The following is a 26,512-nucleotide window of genomic DNA, read 5'->3' as shown; positions in this document are numbered from 1 at the left end:
AAACAAAAAGGGCGTCCGCAGGGCGCCCGAAACACACTGAATCAAGGAGAATACTTTGCCGCCTAACTTGCCGGCACCTGCCAGAACGGCTGCGGCGGGTGAAACGCACCCCCGTCCGCAAACCGTTCGGCGGAGCGCAGCGTGTTCTCGATCAGCATCGTGACCGTCATCGGACCCACGCCGCCCGGCACCGGCGTGATCCATGCCGCCCGCTCGCGCACGGGCTCGAAGTCCACATCGCCGACGATGCGCCCGTCCTGCATCCGGTTGATCCCGACGTCGATGACGATCGCACCCTCCTTGACCATTTCGGCCTTGATGAGCCCGGGCTTGCCCGCCGCAACGACGAGAATATCGGCGTGTATCGTGTGCTGTGCGAGGTCCCGCGTCTTCACGTGGCAAACGGTGACCGTCGCTTCCTTCTGCAGCAACATCAGCGCCATCGGCTTGCCGACGATATTGCTCGCGCCTACTACCACGACGTTTTTCCCCGCCACGTCGATGCCCGTCGTCTCGAGCAGAAGCTGGACCCCATACGGCGTGCAAGGCGGAAAGATCGAGTTGCCCACCACCAGCGCGCCGACGTTGTACAGATGAAAACCGTCGACGTCCTTGTCGACCACGATGCCTTCCAGAACGCGCCGCACGTTGATCTGCGGCGGCAACGGCAGTTGCACGAGAATGCCGTGCGTGCTGCGCTCGACGTTGAGGGCGGCAATCCGGTCGAGCAGTTCCGCCTCGCGGCAGTTCGCGGGAAAGCGATGCATGAACGAGCGTACACCGCAGTCCGCGCACGCCTTCACCTTGTTCGCCACGTACAGCTCGGACGCGGCGTTGTCGCCGACCAGCACCACCGCGAGACCGGGCACGACACCTCGCACGGACAAGGCCGCCACGCGCTCGCGAAAGCGCGTGCGCAGACGTCGCGCGAGGTGGCGGCCGTCGATCAGTTGCGCCGTCATCGTGCGCCGTTCACGCCGGGGATCCAGTTGGTCCCGGCAAGCGGCACACGGGCCATCGCCGCTGCTTCGACCGTGAGCGCCACGAGGTCCTCCAGCTCCAGGTGGTGCACGTTCTGCTTGCCGCAGGCTCGCGCGATCGTCGTCAGCTCCATGTTCAGCGTCTTCAGATAGTTCTTCAGGCGCTTCGCGCCGACATCGGGTTTCAGCCGCTCCTGCAACACGGCGTCCTGCGTCGTGATGCCCACGGGACACTTGCCCGTGTGGCAATGGTGGCAGAAACCAGGCGCCGTGCCGAGTCGCGCATAGTCGTCGAGCGCGTTGACATGGTGGCCGTCCTCGACGTACGAAGCGCTATTGCAGCCGAGCGACACCAGCACCCCCTGACCGATCGCGACTGCGTCGGCCCCCATCGCCAGTGCCTTCGCAATGTCGGCGCCGCTGCGGATGCCCCCGGAGATGATGAGCTGCACCTGCCCCTTCATGTTGAGGTCTTCGAGCGCGTCGACGGCTTGGCGCAGGGCAGCAAGCGTCGGAATGCCGACGTTTTCGATGAAGCAGGTTTGCGTGGCAGCCGTACCGCCCTGCATGCCGTCGACGACGATCACGTCCGCGCCGGCATGCACCGCAAGCTTGACGTCATTGAACGTGCGCGTCGCGCCAACCTTCACGTAGATCGGCTTCTCCCAGTCCGTCATTTCGCGCAGCTCGAGGATCTTGATCTGCAGATCGTCGGGGCCCGTCCAGTCCGGATGGCGCGATGCCGAGCGCTGGTCGATACCCTCGGGCAGCGTGCGCATCTTCGCGACACGCGGCGAGATCTTCTGGCCGAGCAGCATGCCGCCGCCACCCGGCTTCGCGCCTTGTCCGATCACGACCTCGATGGCGTCCGCCTTGCGCACGTCGTCGGGATTGAAGCCATAGCGCGACGGCAGGCACTGATAGACGAGCGTTTTCGACGACATCCGCTCTTCTTGTGTCATACCGCCGTCGCCGGTCGTCGTCGAGGTGCCCATCTCCGTGGCCGCGCGGCCGAGCGACTCCTTCACATTGGCCGACAGCGCACCGAAACTCATGCCCGCAACCGTGATGGGAATCGCGAGTTCGATCGGCTTTTTGGCGAAGCGTGTGCCGAGCACAGTCTTCGTCACGCACTTCTCGCGGTATCCCTCCAGCGGATAGCGCGACAGCGATGCTCCGAGAAACAGCAGGTCGTCGAAGTGCGGCACGCGCCGCTTCGCCCCCAGGCCACGGATCTCATACAGTCCGTGTGCCGCGGCGTTCTGGATATAGTCGATCGTCTTGCGGTCGAAGCCCCAGGACTCTTCAGTGGCGATGTGTTTCATGTGTACGGGCTTGATTTCCATGGCGGGGTCCCTGGTTCAATATTCCTGATTCGCGTCGGCATTCCAGTGGTACAGCGAGCGAGCCGATGCTACGCGTCTGAATTCCTTGGGGTCGAACTCGGCGAATGCTGGGCCAGCTGCGCGCAACAGCTGTGCAACGGCTTCCACGTCGGCGCCTTGCATCGGCTCTTCACGCGCATCCGCACCCAGCGACTTGACCTTGCCGCGCACGTAGATCACCGCCTCGTACAACGAGTCGCCCAGCGCATCACCCGCATCGCCGCAGATCACGATCCGGCCGGCCTGCGCCATGAACGCCGAAAAGCTTCCGACCGATCCCTTCACGACGATGTCCGCCCCTTTGAGCGAGATGCCGCAACGCAGGCCTGCATCGCCTTCGATGACGAGCAGACCGCCGTGCGCGGATGCACCCGCCGCATTGGAGGCGAAGCCCTTCACGTGCACGCGCCCGCTCATCATGTTCTCGGCCACACCCGTACTGGCGCTGCCCGAGATCGTCACTTTCGCTTCCTTGTTCATGCCGGCGGCGTAGTAGCCCGCGTGGCCGTCTATCTCCACCTCGATGGGCAAATCGAGTCCCACGGCGATGTTGTGCGCACCATCGGGATTGGAGATGAACACCTTGCGCGTGCCCGCTTGCGCGGCCTCGCGATGCAGGAAGCCATTCACGTGCGTCACCGACGCGGACGCCAGGTCGAAGTTCACACTGTCCATACGTACATCTCCTCTGGGGCCGGTTCGAAAACACGCGCGTGCTTGATGTCGGGAAGGTGCGCGAGCGAGCGGAACTCCGAAGCAATGGCGACGAAGTCGTCCGTCTCGGCCACGACGGCCGGCTTGCACGCGAACGGATCGCGGATCAGTGCGAGCTTGTCCGGCGTGCCCATCAGGAACGTGTAGAAACCGTCGAGCTGCTCGAAGCCCTTTTGCAAGGCGGTTTCGAGATCGTCGCCCTCACGCAGCCGGTATTCGAGAAAACGGCATGCCGCTTCCGTGTCGTTGTCCGTGTCGAAGCGAATGCCATGCGGTTCGAGCATGCGCCGCACGCCGTTGGGGTTCGACAGCGAGCCGTTGTGCACGAGGCAAAAGTCTTCGCCAGCCGTGAACGGGTGTGCCCGATCGGGCGTCACGGCGGACTCCGTCGCCATACGCGTATGGCCGACCAGATGCGTGCCCGTCAGCCCGCTGAATGCGTAGCGGTCTGCGACCATGCCGGGCGTGCCCGTGTCCTTGTACAGGTCGATCATGCGGCCGGTCGACAGCACATGCAGCCGGGGATGTGTTTCGCGGATCCAGTGCTTGACCGTCTCGGGATCGATGGCGACGCTCAGGATCGCGTGATTGTCCTTCGCATGCACCGATGCCTTCGCGCCGAGATGCTCGTTCAACTCATGCGCGAGCCCCTGCCAGTTGAAGTCGGCGCCCTCATCGGTGAGGCCCGAGTAGAGGCTGATCTTGCGCACGCCATCCGCAATGGGCTCCGTGAACACGGCCAACCCTGCCGAATCGGGCCCCCGCTCCGTCATGCCCAGCAACATCGGCACCATCAATTCTCCGAGCCGGCCCCGCAGCTCGGGCTTTTTAACAAGTAGTCCCACAATTCCGCACATCGTTTTCTCCTCGCGATCACATTCAAATCGACAAACTGTCCTGGTTTTGGTCAGAAAAATTCGAGGTACGTCTTCTGTTCCCAGTCCGACACATGGCGCATGTACTCGATCCATTCCATGTTCTTCAGACGCAGGAATTCCCCGCCCGCCGGCCCCAGCGCTTCGAGCATCACTTCATCGTGCTCTAGCGCATGCAACGCGGCCGAGAGGTTCTGCGGCAGGATGCTGATGCCGTGCTCATTGAGTTCCTGCGGGGACATTTCATAGAGATTGGCATTGCACGGCTTGCCTGGCTCCAGACGGTTCTCGACGCCATCGAGCCCGGCCGCGATCACGGCGGCAGTCGCGAGATATGCGTTGCAGGCGGCGTCGGGCAGGCGCAGTTCGATCCGGCCGCCCGGAATACGCACCATCGACGAACGATTGTTGTCGCCATAGCTCACGTAGGCGGGTGCCCATGTCGCGCCGGTCAAGGAACGGCCCACGACAAGACGCTTGTATGAATTGACCGTCGGGGCGCAGATCGCCGTGAGCGCCGCGGCATGCTTGAGAATGCCCGCCGTCCAGTGATACGCGAGCTTCGAAAGGCCAAGACCGTTCTCGTCGTGGTCGTCGGCGAAGAGGTTTTTCTTTCCGTCCGAAATCGACATGTGCATATGCATGCCGTTGCCGGGCCGGTTCGCGAAGGGCTTCGGCATGAACGAACAGATCAGGCCGAGTTCGTTGGCGATCTCCGCGGCCGCCATCTTGAAGAATACGTAGTGATCGCAGGACTTCAGGCAATCCGTGTACGTGTAGTTGATCTCGAACTGGCCGTTGGCGTCTTCGTGGTCGATCTGATAGACATCGATGCCTGCCTTGATGAGCGCATCCGTCAGGCGTTCGAGGAACTCGCGCGAGCGCGAGAGCCCCTTGTAGTCATAGCAGGGTTTGGGCAACGCGTCGGTGTGATCGCACGGCACGATCGCGCCGTCGGGGCCCTTGCGCAGCAGGGAGAACTCGGGCTCGAGGCCCGTGTTCAAAATCCAGCCCTGTTCTTCGAGACGCCGCACCTGCCTCTTGAGCGTCACGCGGCTTTCGAACGGCCAGGGTTCGCGCTTGACATGCCCATCGCACACGATGCGGGCGTAGCCCGGCTGCCATGGCACGAGTTGCAACGTGTCGATGTCGCCGACGGCCATGAAGTCAGGCCCCTGCGGATCGATACCGAGCCCCCATACTGCGAAGCCTGCGAAACCGGCGCCTGCCGTCAGAATGCTGTCCAGGTGAGCGGCGGGCACGGACTTCGTCTTCGCCACTCCGTGGATGTCGACGAACTGGGCGAGGATGTACTTTACCTCGTTCTCTGCTAGAAACTTGCGGGCGAATTCGGGGGTCATGTGAATGTCCTCAAACGTAATAAGTCCAGGGGTTTCGGAGAACGCTGGCCCGTGTTCGCGCCCGCGTCGACCACGTGCTCACTACCGGGGCGGCGACTGATCGATATCCGTAATCGCGGCGATCCCGACCGGGCCGCCGCCAAGCTCGGCAGCGATGCCCGAGAAGGTTTCCCACAGATACAGCCCGTACGTTCCGTCGGCCCAGATCCGGTAGTAAGGCCTGCCTGCCCGGGCGCCTGGCATGACGGTGACGGCGACTCCCGCCATCGAGGTCAGCACGACTGGCCGGGCCGCCAGATCGAGCGCGCCGAAGTTGACATTGCAGGTTTGCAGCAACAACTCGTGCACCGCTTCGCCGCACAGCACGAGCGCGACATCCTGATGCAACACGGGATACACGTGCACGGGCGTGTCGAGATGCGACATCCGCGCCGAGCTGCCTTGAATGAGCCCGTCTTCCATCAGATACTCGGCGAGGCCCAGCCGCAACACCACGCCACCGGCAGCGAGCGGCGCCCAGCTATTGGGCTGCGCCGGCACGGGAATGCCCTGTGCCTGTAGCCAGGCGGCCACGCCATTGCCCTTGAAGCCGGTGCGGGCAAGGTACGAAACGTCGGCAATCCCGAGCGTCTGCGCCCGTGCGCTGTCTACGTCATCGATCTGCTCGACGACGCGCATGTCGTCGCGCACGCTCCATCTCAGGCTCGCCGGCTTGCGTGCATCGCTGACCGGGCTCATTCGAAGTGGCGCGTTCATGCGGTCTCCTTTTTCGGCGAAGCGGTTTCGGTCGTGACGCTGTCCTTCTGACGTTCGTTCTCCGGGTCGTAGAACGGTGTGGAAACGACCGTTGCGGGAACCATCCGGCCATCCGTCAAACGGAAGCTGATGCGCGTGCCGGGCTCGGCCTGGTCCGGCCGCACGAACGCGAGACCGATCGTCTTTTTCAGGGTTGCGCTCCATGCGACGCTCGTCACGCGCCCCGCAATCTCGCCGCGATCGATCACGAGATGACACTCGCGCAGCTCCGTTTCGCGTTGACCCGCGTCCAAAGCAAAGCCGACGAGGCGCTGTTTGGCCGGCGCCCTGTCGATGATCTGCAGGCTGCGCTTGCCGACGAAAAACGGCTTGTCCATCTTCACGGCCCATTCCATGCCCGCGTCGCGCGGCGTCGTCAGACCATCGGTGTCCTGGCTGACGATCACGTGGCCCTTCTCCAGCCGCAACAGACGCTGAGCTTCGACACCGAATGCACGAATGGCGTGTTCCTTGCCGGCTTCGAGAAGCGTGCGCCAAAGCGCCGCGCCGTACTCGGCGGGAATGTGGATTTCGTAGCCCCATTCGCCGACGAAGCCGACCCGCATGAGCCGTGCTGGCACGCGATGCTGATCGAGCGCGATGCCCGTCACGCGCACACCGAGATACGGAAACGCGGCGGACGACAGATCGAGATCGACGAGCTTGGCCAGCACCGCACGCGACGCCGGACCGGCGAGATTGACCGCCGCGAACCCGCCCGTGACGTTGACGATGCCGCAATCGAGTTGCCAGATGGTGTTGAGCCGCGACAGCTCGCGATAGATGGCGGCAGCGCCTGAGGTCGTCGTCGTGAAGTAGAAGTGATCATCCGCGAGACGCGCGATCACCCCGTCGTCGATCACCACACCCGATTCGTCGCACATGACCGCATAGCGCGTCATGCCCGGCTTCAGGCCTGCGTACTTCGACACGTACACGCGTTCCAGAAACTCGGCGGCCTGCGGCCCGCGCACCTCGATCTTGCCGAGCGTGCCCACGTCGATGACGCCCACGCCATTGCGCACCGCGAGCGCCTCTTCCTCGATGCATGTCCCGCGCGCCTTGCCCGGGACCGCGTAGTACTCCGGCCGCTGCCAGACCCCTGCCGCCATCCAGACTGCATTGAGCGACTGATGCTGCGCGTGCAGCGGCGTGCGCCGCTCGGGATTGAAACCACGGCCGGCAAGATGCGACATCGGCACCGGATGGAAGAACGGCCGCGCCGTAGTAGTGCCGACTTCCTGCGGCTTCTTGCCGGTGAGCCGCGCAAGGATGCGCAGGCCGTTCATGTTCGAGTGCTTGCCCTGGCTCGGCCCCATGCCGTTGGTCGAGAAGCGCTTCAACAGTTCGATGTTGTCGAAACCCTCCTGAACCGCATTCGCGAAGTCCTTCAGTTGCAGGTCCTCGTCGAAATCCACGAAGTTCTTGCCGGAATCATGGCCCACGATCGGCCAGGGATGAGAAGGCGATTCCTGCTCCGCGAGACGCGACCGGGTCGCGCTCGCCGTCTTCACATCGCAGAAGCCGCTGTGCGCCGCCGCCTGAATGCCGGCGCGCGCGCCGTCCAGCAGCTTGCTCTCGAACGTATAGACGCCATTGACACGGCCGCACGCGAAGACACCGGGCGGCAACTGCTCCGGCACGAACTGCTCGACGTCATGGTCGAAGCGCATCTTCGTGTTGGCCTGGTACAGAAGGTTCGCGGCGGGCGCCCAGCCCACGCTCATGAGCAACGTGTCGCATTCGATCAGGCGCGTCGCGACCGTCGAGGCGCGCAAACCCTCTTCCGCCGAAAACGCGCCGACGCGTACGCCCGTCAACTGGCTGCCCTTGGCGTCCGGCACGGCCTCGACGACACAGCTCGACATCAGCACGTCGACACCCTTCGCTCTCAGAACGCGTTCGAGCTCCTGGCATTTGTGCGATGCGCGCAGGTCCACGACCGCAGCGACCGGGATGCCGCGAGCGAGCATGTCCAGCGCCGCGCGATAGCCATCGGCGTTGGCCGTGAGCACCACGGCCCGTTTCCCGGGCGCGACGCTGTAGCGATACGCGAGTCGCTGCGCCGCCGAAGCCAGCATCACACCAGGCAGGTCGTTGTTGCGAAACACTGCCGGCTGCTCGAATGCACCGCTCGCGACGATCACCGCTTTCGCACGCATCTTCGTAATGCGCGTCGGCTCCACGAGAGGCACCCACAGGTCGGCGTAATACGCCGCCGCGAGCGTTTCCGTCATCACGCGGATGCGCGGGTGTCCAAGCGCCGCCGTCTCCAGCTCGCGGGTCCGCTCGAATCGCTTCTCGTCGCCACCCAGTTGATAGCCGCCGCTGCCGCCGATGCGCGCGTTCTCGTCGACGATGACGACGTCGGCGCCCTGTTGAGCCGCAGCGAGCGCCGCCGAAAGACCCGACGGACCCGCGCCGATCACGAGGACGTCACAGAAGCCATAGCGTTTCGGTGTGCGAATATGCGGCGCGTTGAAGTCGACGGTACCAAGGCCCGTCATCGCGCGAAACATGCGTTCCCAACGCGGAAACCAGCGCTTGCTGTGGAACGCCTTGTAGTAGAAGCCGACGGGGAGGAACGCGGCGAGCTTGCCAATGACGCGCCCTCGATCCGCGTCCACGCCGCCGAACGTGTTGACCGAATGCCAGTTGCCCTGCGTCAGGGCCGTCACATCTGCGCGCACATTCAATCTCGCGCCGTCCTGAAGCATCACGTTGACATCGTGATTGGCGAGCGAAAGCACGCCGCGCGGCCGGTGGTATTTGAAGCTGCGGCCGAGCACGTGCACGCCGGATGCCCACAGTGCGCTCGTGATCGTATCGCCTGAAAGGCCGCTATAGTGCTTGCCTTCGTACGAGAAGCCGATGTGCGTATTGCGTGTGATCCATTCGCCGCGATGAGGTGTGAGACGCATTCAGGCCTCCGCGCCGGCAAGGTAAGTACGTAGCACGAGATCTTTCGCAGTATCGCGCTCGGCAATGAACCACGTGTTGCTCGAGGTGTGGCACCACCACTCCTGCTTCACGCCCGCAGCGCCGTTGCGGCAGAACACGTAGTCGGCCCATTGCGCATCGTCCGCGACCAGCGGATCTGGCATCGGCCGTATCTCGCCCCAGTACGTAAACTCCGACATCGGGCGCGCACCATTCACCGGACAGGTCATGATCTTCATCGTCATTCTCCAGGTCAGTGGCCAACGGATGCCGCACCCTTTTCGCCCGTCAGCGAGAAGCGGCGGAACCGGTCAAGCGAGAAACCCTCGATCAGCGGGTGGCTGGTGTCGTTCGCCACCGTGTACGACATCGTCTTGCCGCATACGGGTGTGGCCTTGAAACCCCAGGTGCCCCATCCCGCATCGAGGTAGAAGCCCTCTACGGGAGTCTTGCCCATGATTGGCGCAAAGTCAGGCGTCATGTCGGCCATCCCCGCCCATTGCCGCATCACCTTCGCCTGCGACAGGAACGGGAACATTTCGAGCATGTGGGCAGTGAGGCCTTCCACGAAATCCAGCGTGGAGCGGGTCGAATGCAGTTCGTACGGATCGAGCGACGCACCCATCACGAGTTCTCCGCGTGCCGACTGGCTGATGTAGACATGCAGGCTGCCGGACACGAGGATCGGATCGAGCCAGGGCTTGAGCGGCTCGCTCACCATCGCCTGAAGCGGGTGGATGAAGATGGGCGTGCGCACGCCTACCATGTCCGTCATGCGAGGGGTCGAGCCCGCGACGGCGCACAGCACCTTGTTCGTCGAGATGTAGCCGCGCGAGGTCTTCACCCCTTTGACCTTGCCCCCCACCACGTCGATGCCGAGCACCTCGGTTTGCTGATGAATCTCGACGCCTCGCTGATCCGCCCCGCGCCCGTAACCCCAAGCCACCGCATCATGCCGTGCAACGGCGCCTGGCGCGTGATACAGCGCTCCCATGATCGGCGCGACACCCCCGCATGAAATATCGATCATCGGTGCGGCTTTCTTGATTTCGTTCGGCCCGACGACTTCCGAATCCACCCCGTAGTGTTTGTTGACTTCCGCGCGCCAGCGCATCGTGCGCATCGCAGAATCCGTATGGGCAAGCGTGTAGTGACCGCGCGTCGAATAAAACAGGTTGAGGTCGAAGTCCTGGGAGAGGTCCTGCCAAAGTTTCACGGACTCGTCGTAGAACTTCACCCCTTCGGGCGTCAGATAGTTCGAGCGGATGATCGTGGTGTTACGCCCGGTATTACCTCCACCGATATACCCCTTTTCCAGCACTGCCACATTCGTAATGCCGTGCTCCTTCGCAAGGTAGTACGCCGACGCAAGACCGTGGCCTCCAGCGCCGATGATCACCACGTCATATGAACGACGCAACGTGTCGTGTCTGGTGAACATCCTCGGTTCGGGGTGTTTCTTCGAGAGAGCGAAGCGGACAAGACGCCATGGCATAACACACACTCCTTTGTGTTGCCCCCGCGAGGGGGCGGCTCTGCGACCTGGACAAACCAAAGATGACCGCGCAACTACCGCAGGACGATGGTCTTGTTGCCGTGGATCAGCACACGATCCTCGAGGTGATAGCGTAAGCCCCGCGCCAGTACGGCCTTTTCGATATCGCGGCCTAGCCTCACGAGATCGTCTGGCCGGTCTGAATGACGCACGCGAATCACGTCCTGCTCGATGATCGGCCCCTGGTCCAGTTCTTCCGTCACGTAGTGACAGGTGGCACCCGTGAGCTTCACGCCGCGCCCGTATGCCTGGTGATAAGGCTTGGCGCCCACGAAGCTCGGCAGGAACGAGTGATGGATGTTGATGATTCGCCCCGGATAGGCCGAGCACAGGGTCGGAGACAGAACCTGCATGTAGCGCGCGAGCACCATCGTGTCGGCGCGCGCATCGTCGAACAGGCGCTGGACTTCGTGGTACGCCTGTGCCTTGTTGTCGGGGGTGACGGGCACGTAGTGGAACGGAATGCCGTGCCACTCGACGAAGCTGCGCCACGTCTCGTGATTCGAGATCACGCACGGAATCTCGATGTCCAGCTCACCCGCCTTCCAGCGCGCGAGCAGATCGTAAAGACAGTGCTCGAGCTTCGATACGAGTATCACTACCCGCTTCTTGACCGAGTTGTCGGAGATCTTCCAGTCCATCGCATACTCGCGAGCGATGTTGGCAAAGCGCTCGCGAAACGCGTTGATGCCGAATGGCAGCGACTCCGCGGCAATCTCATGACGCATGAAAAAGCGCTTTTCGATCTCGTCCGCGTGATGAGTGGCCTCGATGATCCACGCGTGATGTTCGGCAAGGAACGTGCTTACAGCAGAGACGATCCCGATGCGGTCGGGACACGAGAGGGTCAGCGTGAAGCGGTGCATGGTGGAGGACATGGTGCGCATCGAACCGAAGTGGGGAGTCGTTGAGCACAACAGTAGCCAGATAAAACGCCACCGTCAACGTGAATCAACTTTTTTTCTCGTCAGGAAACACCCGTACGACTTTTCTACCCATGGAGGAGTATCGCGATGCATGTAATCCCAACGCTCAGAAAATCGCTCTCGTTTACCCCAAAAATGCTCTGCAATCCCCATCCGGAGGCCGAGGTGCATCTATGCTCGCGACACCTATCGGTCGAAAGCTTCCCTTTTGAATAGCGTGAATGCGAAAAGCGGGACGAATGCGCACCCCCCACCATCAGGTGCGGATTTGCGCGAGGCGTCGAACTTGTCGATGTGCGCTCGGTCGACGCAGCGCTCAATCGCTGTCAGTTCGACCGTGCGCTAGTTGATGCCGTAGCGCGCGAAAGGCAGTTGTCCCGCCAGCGCGCCAGTTTGTGGAAGTTCGTGATGCCAGAACGCAGGTGAAATGCTATTCACTCGCGTCGGGCGAGTGCCCGTACATGATGACGGTAATGAAGCGGATGGGCAATTTGATTAGGCGTTCGGGGCCATGCGCAACCGACCCTTGAAAGGTCAGTGCGTCGCCGGGCTGCAGCAGATAACTGCGATTACCATGGCGATATTCCATTTTTCCCTGCAGCATATAGATGAACTCGGTGCCGGGGTGTTCGAAAGTCGGAAATACCTCGGCTTCGTCGTCCAGCGTGATGAGGAATGGTTCGAACAGCTTGACGGGCCCCTGGTCATAGGCGAGCAGATGATACGTGTGACCTTTGGTGGTACCGCGCCGCACTACCTCCATTCCAGTACCCGACTTCACGTGCTGCGCATTCCCCTGGCGATGCTCGAAGTTCTTGAATAGCGTGGAAATCGATATGCCCAGTGCGCGCGCAAGGCTCACGATAGAGTCCAGGCTGGTCGACACCTGCCCGTTCTCGATCTTCGACACCATGCTGCGCGACAGACCGCTTTGCTCCGCGAGGTCGGCAATCGTCAGTCCCTGATTCGTCCGGTGCTCCTTGACGACCTTCCCAAGGAATGCCTCGATAGACCTCCCGTCGCCAGTCTCATCAGACTCACTGGCAAACAACTCGGAATCTTTTTCGCTTTTCATCGCTCGGCTCTACACGTGACTTATCGACGACCGGATGCGGAGACCCATGCGTAACGGCCCGCACTCGCATAGTACCAGCGGCTGGTGAAGGAAGGACGAGTTCTTTCCGTCTGGCTATCGACGTGCGATGTCAGCCGCGGGACAGACCCAACGCGAGGTCTATGGCCGGTTGCAAACTGGAACGGCCATTCGCGCGGAATATCGGCCGGCAAGTCGTCGGCCTTATGTAAAGCTCTCCATAAGGCAGACGTTCAAGCGATGGCTTTGGTCGGTCGGCTTGACGGCACATGCGCACCTCCGCAGTCGTAAGCGACGCGTCCGGACCGGTTAGTTAGTGCAAACCCGGCAGCGCGCCCGCCTCAGGCGCCGCCGCGAGTCCCATCCGTGCAAGGTGCGGGTCATTGCACGCTTGAGCGCGCGTGTTCATGAAGCGTCTCGCTCACCCAGCACGGCTCTGCAACGCGATCCGCCAGAATCAGCGCATTCATGGAGACTTTGCACCCGGCGCTGGCAAACGCTTCCAGTTGCGGAACGGTTGCTCGGGAAAGGGCTACCGGCTTGCCGCCAAGGATGTTCTCGAATCCTTCGCCGTAGACGTCCCAATGCGCCAATCCGCGCCGGCTCGTGCACTCGCGAAGCATGCGCGTGAGCTGCCGGGCGGAGTCATGCTCGCCTGCCCAGATCATGATGGGTATTGAACCGAGGGCGAGGCCGTAGACGATCGACAGGTCGTGCCCGATCGAAGCGACGAGTTCGGCACAGTCCCTTGCCAACCTGACAGCGCGCTCAGTCTCACCTTGCAGCCAGAGAATTCGCATGTACACCGTCATGCTCGCGATCCGGCCATCCATCTGCGCATCGTTCGCCTTTGCAAGATTTTCCCGCGTGGGGCCAGCTTCTAGGGCTATGACCCTCTCGATCAGCGTACGCGCTTTCGCCTGATCGCCGAGGTAATGGTATGCATAGGCGAGATTGCGGCCCGACATCTGATTGAGCGTCAAGTCTGCGGACCGATCCGCAAACGCCTGCATCGCCTCGGCCAGTGCGAGACCTTCCAGGTATCGACCTGTAACAAGCCGATGTGCAAATACACCCCACAGAATGCGGAATTCCAACGCCTCGTCACCCAGTCGTCGGCTCAACGCGTAGGCACGTTCAAAAGCGCGTGCCATTTCGATGGTTGGCCCACGCGTATGCCAGAGCGAGTGTCCGTAGGCCACCAGCAGTTCGGCGTGCCGCGTGCTGCCGGCCTGCTCGGAGCGCTCAACCGCTGCAATGGCATGCTCGGCCATGCTGAGGAACTCGTGCGGCAGCGACAGATGGAGCCAAAGCGGCGCCGTGGCGATAACGAGATCGATTTCGAGCTCCGGATCGCCTTCCTGATGGGAGGCCCACTCGAACGCCGCGCGGATATCGTCAATTCGCTTGCTGAGCTGGGCCAGCCATTGGGGTTGCGCCTTGCCGTCCCAGGCGGCGCCCAAGTCCGCGAAGGTCTCGCAGCAATGTATGGTATGGAGGCGCCTGGTCGCGTTCGCTTCGCCGGCTTCCAGCAATCGAAGGTGTGCGTATTGGCGCGTCGTATCGAGAAGCCGATAGGGGTTGTCGGCGTCACCGATATCACGTGCTACAAGCGACTTGCCGATAAGGCCGCTGATTGCGTCAAATACCGCCATTTCGTCAATCTGACCGCAGCGTGCCACCGCAACGGCTTCACGCATGCCAAACGAAGAGCGCATCACCGACAGCCGGCGCAGGACGTGCTGCTCACGCGGGTCCAACAGCTCGTAGCTCCAGTCAAACGTCGCTTTCAACGTCTGATGCCGCGGCAGTGCGGTTCGGCGCCCTTGTGTGAGCAGCGCAAAGCGGTCGTCCAGGCGCGCGGCGATCGCACGCACGTCCATGTGCGCGACGCGCGCCGCGGCAAATTCGATCGCCAAAGGAATTCCGTCCAGGCGTCGGCAAATGTCGGCCACGGCGCCGATGTTCGAAACCGTGAACTGAAAGGCGTCGTCGGCAGCCTTTGCGCGGTCGTGAAACAACGAGATGGCTGGATAGCTTCCGGCCGCCTCGATGCCGATCCGCGCACCGACGTCGGGAAACGGCAGGGCCGAAAGCCGATGCACCGACTCGCCATCCGCGCGCAACGGCTCCCGACTTGTTACCAGAAGGTGCACGCCTGACGCGCCTTGCAGCAATTGTTCCGCGACCTGGGCAACCGCCTCGACGACATGCTCACAATTGTCGAGCACCAGGAGTATTGGGGTGTCGCCCAGTGAGGCAATCAGGTCGGGGACTGGATTGCCGCTGAATACGGCGACGCCGAGCGTCGACGCCACGGTACTGGCGACGCTCGCCTTGTCGGAAACGGGGGCGAAGTTGACGAATAGTGCGCGGATACCGGTACGCCCGGAAAAGCGATGCGCGATAGCCACGGCGACCGTGGTTTTGCCGATGCCGCCGGGACCGGCGATGGTCAATAGCCTGCGCTCGGGAAGCTGATCGGTCAGGCCGTCAATGACATCCTCCCGGCCGATGACCCGGGCGAGGGTCACGGGCAACGCTCGCGCACTTTCATCGCGGGTACTGGTCGGCGCAGTCGGCGCGGGGGCGGTGACTCGCGGAGCCCTCGTGGAATGGACCGGCACCGCGAGCCGATAGCCGCGTCCATTGTCGTTCACGATGTACCGGCTTTCCGATTGTCCATCGCTCAGCGCTTTCCGAAGGGTGGAAACGTGCACACGAAGCGCGCCATCGTCGACCACGCTTTCTTTCCAGACCTGGTCGCGCAGTTGACGAGCCGAGACCAGTTCGCCACCGTGCTCGGCCAGCGCGATAAGAATATCGAGCGCACGACTGCCGATGCGGACTTCGTCACCATTTCTGGTGAGGACACGCTGCGGGAAATCGATGCGGAACGGGCCGAAAGTCAGGCTATACCGGGTAACCATCAAAGCACCATGCGGGTCAACGATACGATTATCCGTTGCGGTCAAAACAAGCTGTCCGGCAAATCCAATCCCTGCAAAGTCGGATACACGCGGGTGATTAGAATCGCTCTATCCCCGTGGCTTCGGTCGCGGACTGGCCTCCTGGATCGACGGCGCGATTCTACCCATTTATATCCTGGCGAAAAACTGCGGCTCGCGAGAAAGATATTTGAAAAAAGATCAAATATTGGCGGTCGGCGTGTCAGAATCTCGACCCTAAACCTGTTCAAAAACGACTCGATTTGGTTCCGAAAGCAAGTATGAAGAGTACGTTCGATGAGTTAGAGGCATTCGTTTCCGTGGTGGACACGGGATCCATCACGGCAGCCGCGAATCAGCTCAATCTAACCATTTCGGCAACGAGCCGAACGTTGGCGCGGCTCGAAGACAAGCTCGGGACGACGTTGTTGCGCCGGACGACACGCCGGCTGGAATTGACGGAAGAAGGACAAGCGTTTCTCCGCGACGCGAGGGCGATTATTTCGCTTCTGGAGAACGCGGAGGAGCAGATGGCAACCCGCCGCGAGCGACCGTCGGGGCGCTTGCGTGTCGACGCAGCAACGCCATTCATGCTGCACGTCATCGTGCCGAACGTGCCGGGTTATCGAACTCGCTATCCGCAAGTGGAACTGGAGCTCAATAGCAACGAAGGGATCATCGATCTGCTCGAGCATCGCACCGATGTTGCCATCCGGATCGGCCAGTTGAAGGACTCGACCCTGCACAGCAGACCGGTGGGCAGCAGCCGTATGCGCATTCTCGCGAGCCCGGAATACCTGGACGCGCATGGCCAGCCGAGGCGGGTGGAGGATCTAAGGAAACTTTCACTGCTGGGGTTCACTAAACCAGAAGGGTTGAATGTCTGGCCCATCCTCGGGCCCGACAATGAGCCTTACCGCATTTCGCCCGCCGTTCACTCCTCGAGTGGCGAGACGCTTCGGCAGTTGGCCCTTGCGGGTGCTGGCATTGTGTGTCTGTCCGACTTCATGACGGCGCGCGACCGTCGCGAAGGGGCGCTGGTGCAGATTCTGCCTCGCCAGACGCTGGATTTCCGGCAGCCGATCAACGCGGTGTACTACCGCAATACTGCGATTTCGTCGCGCATCGGGTCGTTCGTCGATTATCTGGTGGAGTCAGTGCGCGGTTCGGCATTCGAATGCTAATGAGGCCCGCGTGACCTTCAGGCGGTTAGCAGCCGCAATGGCTCGGTAATGGCCTGCGCAACCGGTAACCGCTCAAACGGATCGCGGTGAATATCGGCCAGATCGCGAACTGCCGCAGCGTGCGCCCGCTGTCACGGGCAGGTCGCGAAAGCCCGCTTCTTCAATGCGGGCGACTAGCTCGTTTACATCTGCGTCCAGCTTCCCGATTCCTGACTTCATTGCGATTTCCCAAATGCTCGCGTCGCTGACGGTTGCTGCTCTCTTCAGAACTATTCAGCGTCGCGACAAGAACTTTTAGGCTCCCTATCGCTAACATCCTCCCTCTAACTCAACTTGGTCGACGGGCGAGGCAAATATGATCGACGCAGGTAATACGGACGCAGGCCCAGTCGACGCTGAACCTCCATTTTCGTCCCTTGAGTATCGGCAGCACCAAATGTTTCCGCGTCTTTCTGATGCGGAGATCCGTAGTGCGAGCCGCTATGGCCGCCCCAAGGCGTTCAAGGCTGGCGATTCGATTTTCCGGACGGGGCGCGTTGCCGAAGGGCTATTCGTCTTGCTGCACGGGAGTGTCCGGATCTATTCGTGCGAACCGCAAGGACGTACCACGGTCGTGACAGACCATCATGACGGCCATTTCATGGCCGAAATGGCGCAACTCACCGGCAAACCGTCGCTGGTGGACGCGATTGCCATGACTGACTGCGAGACACTCGTCCTGAACTCGGAGCAGTTGCGGGCGCTGATCATCGCGGACGCCCAGTTGGGCGAGCACATCATGCGCGCGTTGATCCTGAGGCGTCTCGGGCTCATCGAGCAGGGGCTCGGTCCGATTATCGTCGGCAAGGGTGACGACGCGAGGGTGGTCCGCCTGCAAGGCTTTTTGCGGCGCAATGCCTATCCGGCTGCGGTGATCGATGCACACAAGGATTCGGACGCCGTGCAACTGCTTGCCGGCCTCACCTCGAAGGCTGAGGATTTTCCGCTTGTTTTCTGCCCGGACGGGTCGGTCCTAAGGGCGCCCGACGAAGTCGAACTCGCCACCCGGCTCGGCCTCGTGCCGACGTTCAGTGCGTCGCAGCGTTACGACATCGCAATCATCGGCGCGGGTCCGGCGGGCCTCGCGGCGGCCGTTTACGCAGCCTCGGAAGGCCTTTCGGTCGTCGTTTTCGATCGACGCGCGCCAGGTGGTCAGGCCGGTGCGAGCGCACGTATCGAGAACTATCTTGGCTTTCCGACTGGCATATCAGGGCAAGCCCTTGCAGCGCGCGCGTTTCAGCAGGCATTGAAATTTGGTGTTCACGTGGCCATTCCCACTGCGGTCGATCGGGTCGAGGGCGCGGCGGGCAACTTCATGCTCGCGCTTTCCGATCGACAGTGCGTTCGTGCGCGGACAGTCGTGGTCGCGAGCGGAGCGGTGTATCGAAAGCCTTCGGTGACGGGCTTTGAACGCTTCGAGGGCAGAGGGATCTACTATTGGGCGTCGCCCATCGAGGCGCGTCTCGTCAGCGGGAAAGACGTTGTGCTGATTGGTGGGGGTAATTCGGCTGGGCAGGCTGTCGTCTTTCTCGCCAACTTTGCCAAAAGCATCCGCGTTCTGATACGTGGACATGGTCTCGAAGCGACCATGTCTCGCTACCTGATAGACCGGCTCGGCGCTCTGCCAAACGTGTCGATTTGCGCAAAATGCACGCTCGAATCACTGGAAGCGAGCGACGGCGGTCTTGAGCGAATTCGCGTCTTTCATCACGACAAGGGCAGCGAGCTCATAGAGGCGCGGCATCTTTTCCTGTTCATCGGCGCGGATCCAAAAACGGACTGGTTGACATCGTTGGGCGTTCGGCTGGACGAGCGCGGCTTTGTCGAAACGGGATCGTCCGATGCGAGCGCAGGCACTCGGCGCCTCCCGCTCGAGACGAATGTGCCGGGGCTCTTCGCCATCGGCGACGTTCGTTCAGGCGCGCCGAAGCGGGTGGCCGCAGCGGTAGGAGACGGCGCAGCGGTTGTCACCCAGATTCATCAGTGGCTCAGCCGAGAACAGGCGCGCGTCAAGGCTGCTTGAGGCCGCAACGAGTGGCGTTACGCGGAAAACGCAGTCGCTTCCCAGCCCCTGCTCAATGTGCGCCACGCTCGGGCTGGGGTGTCCACTCATGCTCTTCGCCAGGCACTTTGCCGAAGGTCTGCGCAGCCCAGGCTTGCCTCGCAGCCACAATCTTCTCGCGCGAAGCGGACACGAAATTCCACTCGATTAAGCGTTCGCCCGGCAGGTGCGCGCCGCCGACGAGCATCACGCGCGCGCCATGCGCGCTGGCGAGTTCGGCCGTTGCACGCGGCTCCAGCACGGCCATCGTTGCAGGAGACAACGGCGTCCCATCGATGCTCAGATCTCCATCGACGAGATAGACGCCGCGCTCCTCGTGCTCGGCATCGAGTGCGAGGCGGCCGGCAGCCGCGAATTCGGCGTGGACGTAGAGCGTGGGTGAAAACACTTCGACCGGCGAGGTCTTGCCGAAAGCTGTGCCTGCGATCACGTGTACGGTGGCCCCGTCGCGCGTGAACGTCGGCAGCGTATTGGCCGGGTGATGAATGAACGCGGGCGCGACGTCTTCGTGTTCGAGCGGCAGCGCGACCCAGGTCTGAATGCCGTGGATGGCCTGAGCAATCGGCCGGTCCTCGAGCGGCGTGCGTTCTGAATGGACGATGCCGCGCCCGGCCGTCATCCAGTTCACGTCGCCGGGTACGATTTTCTGCCGGCAGCCGAGGCTGTCGTGATGCATGAACGAGCCTTCGAACAGGTACGTGACGGTCGCGAGGCCGATATGCGGATGCGGAAGCACATCCACGCCGTGGCCAGCGGGCAGCACTGCCGGGCCCATATGGTCGAAGAAAATGAATGGACCGATGAGGCGCGCGGCACGTGCGGGAAGCACGCGACGCACGATCAGGTTGCCGATGTCGCTTTCGCGCGGCGTGAGCAGAGCCTTGATCGTAGCGGGCATGATGAATACCTTTCGTTAAGGGCCGACGTGGACGCGAGCCGTTACGGTTCGAGCAGCCGCAACAGCCGCAGTTCCTCGAAATCAAGCTCGGATTCGATGCGATGCAGGACCGCGTCGTCCACCTTGCCGTCGCGGTGCAGGCCGAGCAAGGCCTCGCGCGACACGCCGACGAGTTCGAGTTCGACACGCAGGAAATGCGCACGGTGTTCGATTCGGTCCGCACCCGACTGGTATGCGCTTTCGTTCGCGGTGACGCGAATCCGGTATTCGGCGAGCAGCCGTTCGAAGGTCGCGCGTTCGATGCCGGACGAACGGTGGTCGATTTCCTCGAGCGCGGCCAGCGAGGCGCCGAACGTACGGGCGCGAGCCTCGTGCTCGGACATGGTGTGACAGGCCGTCGGGCGCAGTTTCAGCAGCCGGATCAGCGGCGCGAGACTGCCGCCCTGCACCACAAGCGTCGCGATGATCAGCAGAAATGTGCTGAAAACGATGAGGTCGCGGCCAGGGAAATTAGCGGGCAGCGCGATCGCGGCCGCCAGACTGACGACGCCGCGCATACCCGCCCAGCCGAGCACGACCGCTTCCTTGAAGGTCCACGGCTGGCGACCCGAGCGTTTCGTGCGCAACTGGTCGGGCAGCCAGATCGCAGCGAACACCCATGCGAGGCGCGCAACGATGGCTGCGGCAGTTGCCGGCAACGCGACACGCAGCCCGGCCGTCAACACGCCCGATTCGTGATTCACCCGTGACAGCAGCGCATGCAGTGTGAGGCCGATCAGGATGAACACCAGCGCCTCGAGCACGAACACGACCGCTTCCCAGGTCGCCTTGGCTTTTATGCGCATACCGGCGTCGAATACCCGATGCTGGCGGATGCCGAGCACGAGACCGCAAGTCACGACGGACAGCACACCCGATCCGCCGACGGCCTCGGCGATACCGTAGCTGGCCCACGCCATCACGAAGGTCACGACGATGCCGAGCATCGGATCGCGCAGACGCGGCAACACCCAACACATGGCCTGGCCGCACACGATACCGACCGCGACGCCGATCAGCGTAAGCGTGAAGAACAGCACGGTTCCGCTCGTGACGGTAATCGTCGCGGCTAGAGCTGCCGAGACCGCCATCTGATAGAGCAGCAGGCCCGACGCGTCGTTCACGAGGCTTTCGCCTTCCAGCACCGCCACGAGCCTGGCGGGCAGCGGGTGGCGCTGAAGGATCGCCTTGGCGGCGACCGCGTCGGGCGGCGAGACGATCGCACCGAGCGTGAAGCACGCCGCCCACGGCAGGTTCGGGTTGAAGGCATGCACGGCGACAGCGACCGCGACGGTGGTGAACGTCACGGCCCCGAGAACGAGCGAAACGATCGTGCCGATGCCGCGTTGAAATTCCTTCCACGCCGTATAGAACGAACTCGACATCAGCAGCGGCGGCAGCACGGCCGCGAGCAGCAGGTTCGGGTCCACGTCCGGTACGCGCCTGCCGGCGACCGCGATCACACAGCCGCCGAGCAGCAGAACGACGGCAGGCGGGATCGCGATGCGCTCCGCGAGCCAGGTCAGGGCGCCCGCGCCGCAGATCAACAGCAGCAGGTAATGAAAAAACTCGACGTTGTTCATCCGCTAGAGCCCCGGGGATGGCACATCGATCACACCGTGGACGATGCCGGCGAGAACACCGGCGAACAGCGAAAGGATGGACAGTCTCATGATGCGAGTCTTGGCTGGTGAGCGTGGCATGACAGGAGCAGGAACTACGCGAAAAGGTTCGCGGAAAGAGTATAGGTTTGTCTGGATCACCAAGAGTCGGATTGAGAACATTTAATCTCTGGCACATGCCGCATATCCGTTCGATCGAGCTTGGGGACGTGCGTAAGCGCGAAGACGGCGCCGAATCGTAGCGCAAAGCTTTTAGGTCTCTTTGGGCGCAAAAGGAATGACGGCTTCATTTCAGGACTTTTTAGTTTGCGCCAAGGACTTCGGCCGCTTGCGTTATTAGAGTGCCAGCCGGCATGTGGCGCTATTCAGCAAGTTCTCGCTGGTCGCCGCATCGCTGTCCAACTCAACACGCAAGGTCGTCGCCACGCCCGCGCGCGGCGATGCAACGACGGAGATCCAGCATGAACACGCAGCAAATCGATTCGACCAGACCTTCGGCATCGCGCCGCAGGCTGCTTTCGGCAGGTGCGGGCATGGCCGGCGCCGTGGCCGCCATGTCGAGCCTGTCCGCGAATGCAGCGGCGTCCGTGACGGGCGGCTCGGTGCATACGCACGGCACCTCGCATCATCACGGCGGCAACTACGTGAGCGCGAAGGACGGCACGCAAATCTTCTTCAAGGACTGGGGCACCGGCGTGCCGGTCGTCTTCTCGCACGGCTGGCCGCTCTCGGCTGACGCGTGGGACGCGCAGATGCTCTTCCTGGTGAACCAGGGCTACCGGGTGATCGCGCACGACCGTCGCGGCCATGGCCGCTCGGGCCAGCCGTCCGAGGGCAACGACATGAACACCTACGCCGACGATCTCGCCGCTGTGCTCGACGCGCTCGACGTGAAGGGCGCGATGCTCGTGGGCCATTCCACGGGCGGAGGCGAGGTCGCGCATTACATCGGCCGCCATGGCGAAAAGCGCGTGGCGAAGGCCGTGCTGATCGGCGCAGTGCCGCCGCAAATGGTCAAGTCCGCGAACAATCCGAACGGTCTGCCGATGTCGGTGTTCGACAACATCCGCGCCGGCGTGGCGGCGAACCGCTCGCAGTTCTATCTGGACCTAACCACACCGTTCTACGGCTTCAACCGCCCCGACGCAAAAGTCTCGCAGGGCCTCGTGCAGGACTTCTGGCGCCAGGGCATGGCCGGTTCGATCAAAGGCCAGTACGAGTGCATCAAGCAGTTCTCTGAAGTCGACTACACCGACGACCTCAAGAAGATCAGTGTGCCCACTCTGATTCTGCACGGCGACGACGACCAGATCGTGCCGATCGACGATTCGGCGAAGCTCTCGGCGAAGATCGTCAAGAACGCGACGCTCAAGGTCTACAAAGGCGCGCCGCACGGCATGTGCAGCACGCACGTCGATCAGGTCAATGCCGACCTGCTCGAGTTCCTCAAGTCCTGAGGCGCCACGACGAGATCTGCGTGACACGCTTGCGAGGCAACGCGCGTCCGTTCGGAACTCTTCGGCCTGTCACAAGGACCATCAGCCGCGCGCCGCCTAAGCTCGATGCCAATCGCGGCCACCATGCTCCGCTGTGCGGCGGGGCATGCGTGAGTTCGCCCCGCTGCGGTTCACGCGCGCACTGCCGCGCGCGACCCTGTCCGGCATACGCCGGCACGCGCACGGCTTGGCATGGCGCAGTAACGTGCCCGCGTCGGACCTGAACGGTTTGCTTGGGGCGCTCCCGGCTGTAGTCGCTTCGCGTTTTGAACGAACGCGAAACAGGCCTTTTGCGCCTGGCGCCCGGTTTTGAGTGGCTTCGAAAAGGGAATGAAATGGGTTTGAAACTGCAAGGCTCGCACCCGCATAGCCTCGAGATCACGCGTCTGGCTGCCGCCGTTCGCGCGAACGCTGACGATGCGCGTGTCTGGCGCTGGTACGCCGACCTCATGGAAGACGGGCGCGTGAGTTGCACGCGTACGCGCAAGGGATGGCTGATTACTGTAGACGGTCGCTGCACGGTGGAAGACGAGTCGTTCGATTGCGCCGTGCGTCGAGCGGAGCAGACATGGAGTGACATCGCGCAGTCTCAGGTCAAGCTGCTCCGCCGCGGCAAGACCACTGTGAAGACGATCGGTTCGAGTTTGCCGCAGCTTAGGTGAAGCGGCGAGGCTGGGTGCATGCCGCGTGCACGACGGGAGTCCGGGGCATCGTTGGGCATGTGAGTGCAGGTGGCGCTGGAATCAATCACACAGATCAAGAACAATCATGACAAGTAAAGCAACGTGTCCGTTCAATCACACCGCCGGCGGCGGTACGACCAACCGTGACTGGTGGCCGAAACAGCTGCGGCTCGACCTGCTGAGCCAGCATTCGCGCAAGTCCAATCCGCTCGACCCGGATTTCAACTACGCCGAAGCGTTCAGGAGCCTCGATCTCGCCGCGGTGAAGCAAGACCTCGCCGCGCTAATGACCGACTCGCAGGAATGGTGGCCCGCTGACTTCGGCCACTACGGTCCGCTTTTCGTTCGCATGGCGTGGCACAGCGCTGGCACGTACCGGGCGTTCGACGGACGCGGGGGCAGCGGCCGCGGGCAACAGCGTTTTGCGCCGCTCAACAGCTGGCCCGATAACGCGAGCCTCGACAAGGCGCGTCGCCTGCTGTGGCCGATCAAGCAGAAATATGGGCAGAAAATCTCCTGGGCCGACCTGCTGATTCTGACTGGTAACGTCGCGCTCGAAACGATGGGCTTCAAGACCTTTGGCTTCGCGGGTGGCCGCGAGGACACGTGGGAGCCGGATCAGGATGTCTACTGGGGCAACGAGAAGACGTGGCTCGGCGGCGATAAGCGCTACGGCACGGCGGCGGCCGACAACGGCCGCAACCTGGAATATCCGCTTGCCGCGGTGCAGATGGGTCTGATCTACGTGAATCCCGAGGGCCCGGATGGCAAGCCCGACCCGATTGCGGCCGCGCACGACATTCGCGAAACCTTCGCGCGCATGGCGATGAACGACGAAGAAACCGTCGCGCTGATCGCGGGCGGCCACACCTTCGGTAAAACGCACGGCGCGGGTCCGGTCAGCAACGTCGGGCCGGAGCCCGAATCGGCGGATCTCGAGAACTTGGGCCTCGGCTGGAAAAACAGCTTCGGCAGCGGCAAGGGCGCCGACACCATTACGAGTGGCCTCGAGGTCACCTGGACGAGCACGCCGACGCAGTGGAGCATGGGCTTCTTTTGCAATCTGTTCGGCTACGATTGGGAGTTGACGCAGAGCCCCGCTGGCGCGCATCAATGGGTCGCGAAAAACGCTGAAGAAACGATTCCTCACGCGCACGATGCTGCGAAGAAGATCAGGCCGACGATGCTCACCACCGACCTCGCGCTGCGCTTCGATCCGGCCTACGAGCAGATCTCGCGCCGCTTCATCGAGGACCCCGAGGCGTTCGCCGATGCCTTCGGGCGCGCGTGGTTCAAGCTCACGCACCGCGACATGGGTCCGCGAGCCCGCTACCTCGGCCCGGACGTGCCGGCCGAGGAACTGATCTGGCAAGACCCGATTCCGGCTCTCGATCATCCGCTCGTGAGCGAGAAAGACGTGGCGGTGCTCAAGCAGACGATTCTCGCTTCGGGGCTATCGGTCGCCGAACTGGTGCAGACAGCGTGGGCTTCGGCTTCGACTTTCCGCGGCTCCGACAAGCGCGGCGGCGCGAACGGCGCGCGCATCCGTCTCGCGCCGCAGAAGGACTGGCCCGCGAACGAACCCGCGCAACTCGCGCGGGTGCTCGGCACACTGGCGGACATTCAGGCCGGGTTCAACAGCGCGCAGTCGGACGGCAAGCAGATTTCGCTCGCCGACCTGATCGTGCTCGCGGGCGGCGCGGGCATCGAGGAGGCCGCGAAGCGAGCCGGGCACGCCGTTACGGTGCCGTTCTCGCCGGGCCGCACGGATGCGTCGGCGGAACAGACGGACATTGAATCGATCAACATGCTCGAACCGGCCGCCGACGGCTTCCGTAACTTCCTCAAGGGCGAGTTCCCCGTGTCCGCCGAGGCGCTGCTCGTCGACAAGGCTCAGCTGCTCACGCTGAGCGCGCCGGAGATGACTGCGTTGATTGGCGGCCTGCGCGTGCTCAACGTCCACACGGGCCGGGACGCGCACGGTGTCTTCACAGAGCGTCCCGAAACGCTCACCAACGACTTCTTTCGCAACCTCCTCGACATGAGCACCGAATGGCAGCCGGTCTCGGCGGCGAAGGACGTGTTCGAGGGCCGCGACCGCAACACCGGCAAGCTCAAGTGGACCGGCACGCGCGTCGACCTGATCTTCGGTGCGCACTCGGTGTTGCGCGCGCTGAGCGAGGTCTATGCGAGCGCGGACGGCGAACAGAAATTGGTGCGCGACTTCGTGGCCGCGTGGGTCAAGGTGACGAACCTCGACCGTTTCGAGCTCGCGTGAAGGCGGCAAGGGTCACGCGACGAACGACGTATGTCGTCAGCGCGTGACTTGAGGGATCGGGCGAGGTAACCCAGGGGTTCTCTCGGGCATTTGAGGCTGATGCCCGAGAGATGCCGATCAGAATGAGGATGACTGCGGGTCCTTTGCGGCTGCGTTGGAGCCGTGAGCACCCGGCAGCGAGCCGAACATGTGCTGGCTGCATTTCGCCTCGCGCCATGCGGCACCCAACCTGGAACCGGACAGTACCCTGCGCGCGAGCGGAAGTATCTGCTCACCGGCAAGCATGCCTAGCAGGCCCATCAGCGCAATGGTGGGTGGCGCCGGCGACTGCACGCCGATCACACCGTAGACGACCCCGGCAAGGATGCCGGCCAACATGGAAAAGATATACGGTTTCATAGTGCGAGTCTCATTAAAGACCTGTCCCATTACAGGATTTACCAGCGAATTCGTGAAAAGACTACCGGCTACTCTGCATTAAGAAAATCCCAATTAAGCGTTTTTAAGATTAATTAGTCGAACCTGAACAATCCGGAGAGCCTTTTGCAGCAAGGGTTTGAAGCGGAAAGTTGTTGATGCATTTGCAGGAACCTGGCAGATTATGGGTAGTTTCCTGCAAATTCTGTCGAGGTCTGGATG

20 protein-coding genes are annotated in these 26,512 nt (G+C 62.5%); 5 read left to right on the top strand and 15 right to left on the bottom strand.

All coding sequences use genetic code 11. The annotated features are described in order from the left end of the window. Positions 1–62: 62 nt before the first annotated feature. The 12 genes from folD to AB4Y34_RS15230 form a co-directional block, all read right to left on the bottom strand. On the bottom strand, positions 63–962 hold the full coding sequence (gene folD, locus AB4Y34_RS15285; RefSeq protein WP_368716492.1) for a bifunctional methylenetetrahydrofolate dehydrogenase/methenyltetrahydrofolate cyclohydrolase FolD: 900 nt from the start codon (positions 960–962) through the stop codon (positions 63–65). After that, positions 959–2,326, bottom strand: a complete 1,368-nt coding sequence (locus AB4Y34_RS15280; protein WP_368716491.1) for an FMN-binding glutamate synthase family protein — start codon at positions 2,324–2,326, stop codon at positions 959–961. The genes folD and AB4Y34_RS15280 overlap by 4 nt, the downstream gene beginning before the upstream one ends. A 15-nt stretch (positions 2,327–2,341) precedes the next feature. Continuing rightward, a complete protein-coding gene (locus AB4Y34_RS15275; RefSeq protein WP_368716490.1) occupies positions 2,342–3,040 on the bottom strand; it encodes a protein glxC in 699 nt (232 codons plus the stop codon). Then, positions 3,028–3,936 (bottom strand): amidophosphoribosyltransferase, encoded by a 909-nt coding sequence (locus AB4Y34_RS15270; protein ID WP_368716489.1) that lies wholly within the window; start codon positions 3,934–3,936, stop codon positions 3,028–3,030. The genes AB4Y34_RS15275 and AB4Y34_RS15270 overlap by 13 nt, the downstream gene beginning before the upstream one ends. A 50-nt stretch (positions 3,937–3,986) precedes the next feature. Continuing rightward, positions 3,987–5,315 carry a type III glutamate--ammonia ligase gene (glnT, locus tag AB4Y34_RS15265; protein WP_176383709.1) on the bottom strand — a complete coding sequence of 443 codons (1,329 nt, stop codon included), beginning with the start codon at positions 5,313–5,315 and terminating at the stop codon, positions 3,987–3,989. A gap of 81 nt (positions 5,316–5,396) precedes the next feature. Further along, positions 5,397–6,071 (bottom strand): hypothetical protein, encoded by a 675-nt coding sequence (locus AB4Y34_RS15260; protein WP_368716488.1) that lies wholly within the window; start codon positions 6,069–6,071, stop codon positions 5,397–5,399. Next, entirely contained in the window at positions 6,068–9,031 is a 2,964-nt protein-coding gene (locus AB4Y34_RS15255; RefSeq protein WP_368716487.1) for a glycine cleavage T C-terminal barrel domain-containing protein, read from the bottom strand. The genes AB4Y34_RS15260 and AB4Y34_RS15255 overlap by 4 nt, the downstream gene beginning before the upstream one ends. Next, positions 9,032–9,289, bottom strand: coding sequence for a sarcosine oxidase subunit delta (locus AB4Y34_RS15250; protein WP_176110953.1), 258 nt, complete (start codon positions 9,287–9,289; stop codon positions 9,032–9,034). 14 nt (positions 9,290–9,303) lie between these two features. Next, complete coding sequence (locus AB4Y34_RS15245; protein ID WP_255208991.1) at positions 9,304–10,491, bottom strand: FAD-dependent oxidoreductase; 1,188 nt, start codon at positions 10,489–10,491, stop codon at positions 9,304–9,306. A gap of 128 nt (positions 10,492–10,619) precedes the next feature. After that, positions 10,620–11,471 carry a formyltetrahydrofolate deformylase gene (purU, locus tag AB4Y34_RS15240; protein WP_368716600.1) on the bottom strand — a complete coding sequence of 284 codons (852 nt, stop codon included), beginning with the start codon at positions 11,469–11,471 and terminating at the stop codon, positions 10,620–10,622. Positions 11,472–11,961: 490 nt separating this feature from the next. Then, complete coding sequence (locus AB4Y34_RS15235; protein ID WP_176383717.1) at positions 11,962–12,606, bottom strand: XRE family transcriptional regulator; 645 nt, start codon at positions 12,604–12,606, stop codon at positions 11,962–11,964. 398 nt (positions 12,607–13,004) lie between these two features. Continuing rightward, positions 13,005–15,599 carry a winged helix-turn-helix domain-containing protein gene (locus AB4Y34_RS15230; protein WP_368716486.1) on the bottom strand — a complete coding sequence of 865 codons (2,595 nt, stop codon included), beginning with the start codon at positions 15,597–15,599 and terminating at the stop codon, positions 13,005–13,007. 254 nt (positions 15,600–15,853) lie between these two features. Here AB4Y34_RS15230 and AB4Y34_RS15225 point away from each other — a divergent pair, with 254 nt between their 5' ends. Both AB4Y34_RS15225 and AB4Y34_RS15220 read left to right on the top strand, forming a co-directional pair. Next, complete coding sequence (locus AB4Y34_RS15225; protein ID WP_368716485.1) at positions 15,854–16,756, top strand: LysR substrate-binding domain-containing protein; 903 nt, start codon at positions 15,854–15,856, stop codon at positions 16,754–16,756. Between the two features lie 355 nt (positions 16,757–17,111). Then, complete coding sequence (locus AB4Y34_RS15220) at positions 17,112–18,818, top strand: FAD-dependent oxidoreductase (RefSeq protein ID WP_368716484.1); 1,707 nt, start codon at positions 17,112–17,114, stop codon at positions 18,816–18,818. A gap of 52 nt (positions 18,819–18,870) precedes the next feature. Here AB4Y34_RS15220 and AB4Y34_RS15215 read toward each other — a convergent pair whose 3' ends face one another. Both AB4Y34_RS15215 and AB4Y34_RS15210 read right to left on the bottom strand, forming a co-directional pair. Beyond that, positions 18,871–19,755 carry a pirin family protein gene (locus AB4Y34_RS15215; RefSeq protein ID WP_176383723.1) on the bottom strand — a complete coding sequence of 295 codons (885 nt, stop codon included), beginning with the start codon at positions 19,753–19,755 and terminating at the stop codon, positions 18,871–18,873. A 41-nt stretch (positions 19,756–19,796) separates the two neighbouring features. Next, positions 19,797–21,377 (bottom strand): cation:proton antiporter, encoded by a 1,581-nt coding sequence (locus AB4Y34_RS15210; RefSeq protein WP_368716483.1) that lies wholly within the window; start codon positions 21,375–21,377, stop codon positions 19,797–19,799. Between the two features lie 500 nt (positions 21,378–21,877). Between AB4Y34_RS15210 and AB4Y34_RS15205 the strand changes: the two genes are divergently transcribed. The 3 genes from AB4Y34_RS15205 to katG all read left to right on the top strand — a co-directional run bounded on the left by AB4Y34_RS15205 (position 21,878) and on the right by katG (position 25,873). Continuing rightward, positions 21,878–22,873 carry an alpha/beta fold hydrolase gene (locus AB4Y34_RS15205; RefSeq protein ID WP_176383728.1) on the top strand — a complete coding sequence of 332 codons (996 nt, stop codon included), beginning with the start codon at positions 21,878–21,880 and terminating at the stop codon, positions 22,871–22,873. Positions 22,874–23,178: 305 nt separating this feature from the next. Continuing rightward, the gene (locus AB4Y34_RS15200; protein WP_368716482.1) at positions 23,179–23,574 is read left to right on the top strand and encodes a hypothetical protein; all 396 of its coding nucleotides are present in this window, start codon (positions 23,179–23,181) and stop codon (positions 23,572–23,574) included. 106 nt (positions 23,575–23,680) lie between these two features. Further along, positions 23,681–25,873 carry a catalase/peroxidase HPI gene (gene katG, locus AB4Y34_RS15195; protein ID WP_368716481.1) on the top strand — a complete coding sequence of 731 codons (2,193 nt, stop codon included), beginning with the start codon at positions 23,681–23,683 and terminating at the stop codon, positions 25,871–25,873. A 117-nt stretch (positions 25,874–25,990) separates the two neighbouring features. On the opposite strand, the gene AB4Y34_RS15190 is transcribed toward katG, so the two are convergent. Beyond that, on the bottom strand, positions 25,991–26,272 hold the full coding sequence (locus AB4Y34_RS15190; RefSeq protein ID WP_176126488.1) for a XapX domain-containing protein: 282 nt from the start codon (positions 26,270–26,272) through the stop codon (positions 25,991–25,993). Between the last annotated feature and the right edge of the window lie 240 nt (positions 26,273–26,512).

The sequence above is a fragment of the Paraburkholderia sp. BR10954 genome, from assembly GCF_040965775.1.
GTDB lineage: Bacteria > Pseudomonadota > Gammaproteobacteria > Burkholderiales > Burkholderiaceae > Paraburkholderia > Paraburkholderia youngii.
Note: the sequence above shows the minus strand (reverse complement) of the source record. Positions and strands in the feature narration are given on the sequence as shown.

What these genes read in the sequence shown, in the direction of transcription:
- folD (WP_368716492.1), bottom strand. Translation starts at nt 962, where the DNA reads ATGACGGCGCAACTGATCGACGGCCGCCACCTCGCGCGACGTCTGCGC.
- AB4Y34_RS15280 (WP_368716491.1), bottom strand. Translation starts at nt 2,326, where the DNA reads ATGGAAATCAAGCCCGTACACATGAAACACATCGCCACTGAAGAGTCC.
- AB4Y34_RS15275 (WP_368716490.1), bottom strand. Translation starts at nt 3,040, where the DNA reads ATGGACAGTGTGAACTTCGACCTGGCGTCCGCGTCGGTGACGCACGTG.
- AB4Y34_RS15270 (WP_368716489.1), bottom strand. Translation starts at nt 3,936, where the DNA reads ATGTGCGGAATTGTGGGACTACTTGTTAAAAAGCCCGAGCTGCGGGGC.
- glnT (WP_176383709.1), bottom strand. Translation starts at nt 5,315, where the DNA reads ATGACCCCCGAATTCGCCCGCAAGTTTCTAGCAGAGAACGAGGTAAAG.
- AB4Y34_RS15260 (WP_368716488.1), bottom strand. Translation starts at nt 6,071, where the DNA reads ATGAACGCGCCACTTCGAATGAGCCCGGTCAGCGATGCACGCAAGCCG.
- AB4Y34_RS15255 (WP_368716487.1), bottom strand. Translation starts at nt 9,031, where the DNA reads ATGCGTCTCACACCTCATCGCGGCGAATGGATCACACGCAATACGCAC.
- AB4Y34_RS15250 (WP_176110953.1), bottom strand. Translation starts at nt 9,289, where the DNA reads ATGAAGATCATGACCTGTCCGGTGAATGGTGCGCGCCCGATGTCGGAG.
- AB4Y34_RS15245 (WP_255208991.1), bottom strand. Translation starts at nt 10,491, where the DNA reads ATGTTCACCAGACACGACACGTTGCGTCGTTCATATGACGTGGTGATC.
- purU (WP_368716600.1), bottom strand. Translation starts at nt 11,471, where the DNA reads ATGCACCGCTTCACGCTGACCCTCTCGTGTCCCGACCGCATCGGGATC.
- AB4Y34_RS15235 (WP_176383717.1), bottom strand. Translation starts at nt 12,606, where the DNA reads ATGAAAAGCGAAAAAGATTCCGAGTTGTTTGCCAGTGAGTCTGATGAG.
- AB4Y34_RS15225 (WP_368716485.1), top strand. Translation starts at nt 15,854, where the DNA reads ATGAAGAGTACGTTCGATGAGTTAGAGGCATTCGTTTCCGTGGTGGAC.
- AB4Y34_RS15220 (WP_368716484.1), top strand. Translation starts at nt 17,112, where the DNA reads ATGATCGACGCAGGTAATACGGACGCAGGCCCAGTCGACGCTGAACCT.
- AB4Y34_RS15215 (WP_176383723.1), bottom strand. Translation starts at nt 19,755, where the DNA reads ATGCCCGCTACGATCAAGGCTCTGCTCACGCCGCGCGAAAGCGACATC.
- AB4Y34_RS15210 (WP_368716483.1), bottom strand. Translation starts at nt 21,377, where the DNA reads ATGAACAACGTCGAGTTTTTTCATTACCTGCTGCTGTTGATCTGCGGC.
- AB4Y34_RS15205 (WP_176383728.1), top strand. Translation starts at nt 21,878, where the DNA reads ATGAACACGCAGCAAATCGATTCGACCAGACCTTCGGCATCGCGCCGC.
- katG (WP_368716481.1), top strand. Translation starts at nt 23,681, where the DNA reads ATGACAAGTAAAGCAACGTGTCCGTTCAATCACACCGCCGGCGGCGGT.
- AB4Y34_RS15190 (WP_176126488.1), bottom strand. Translation starts at nt 26,272, where the DNA reads ATGAAACCGTATATCTTTTCCATGTTGGCCGGCATCCTTGCCGGGGTC.